Raw genomic sequence first — 526 nt, 5'->3', positions numbered from 1 at the left:
CCGGATGACGTTCAGCAACCGGTTGACGCTGCCGCACCGCAAACGGATGCCAACCATTCCTGATTAGCGCAGTAACCTACCTGCTATCCCCGGCATCAGCCGGGGAATTTATCGAACATCCCTTTTCGCACATCCCTTCGGCTAAGCCCCGTTACTCCCCGCGCTGTGAAGCATCCAACGCCTGTGACACATCCGCAATAATATCGTCAATGTGCTCAATCCCGACGGAGATACGCACCAGATCTTCACTCACGCCCGCGCGTGCCAACTCTTGCGCATTCAGCTGACGGTGCGTGGTCGTGGCCGGATGGCACGCCAGAGATTTGGCATCGCCAATGTTCACCAGTCGCAGGATCATCTGCAACGCATCGATAAAATGGCCGCCCGCCGCTTTGCCACCCTTGATGCCAAAACTGATAATCCCGGACGCCTTGCCACCAGAAATTTTGTCACAGGTCGGTTTGTACGGACTGTTCGGTAGGGCGGCATAATTTACCCAGGTGACCAGCGGATGCGACGACAGGTA

The 526-nt window shown here is 56.5% G+C and carries 1 protein-coding gene; it reads right to left on the bottom strand.

What is annotated here, in order from left to right:
* Nucleotides 1-151 precede the first annotated feature (151 nt).
* On the bottom strand, nucleotides 152-526 hold a 375-nt coding region (locus tag J5224_RS35025), incomplete at its 5' end, for a PLP-dependent transferase (RefSeq protein WP_264629389.1).

This window comes from Candidatus Symbiopectobacterium sp. NZEC135 (assembly GCF_025962695.1).
This window is presented reverse-complemented; position numbering and strand designations above follow the sequence as displayed.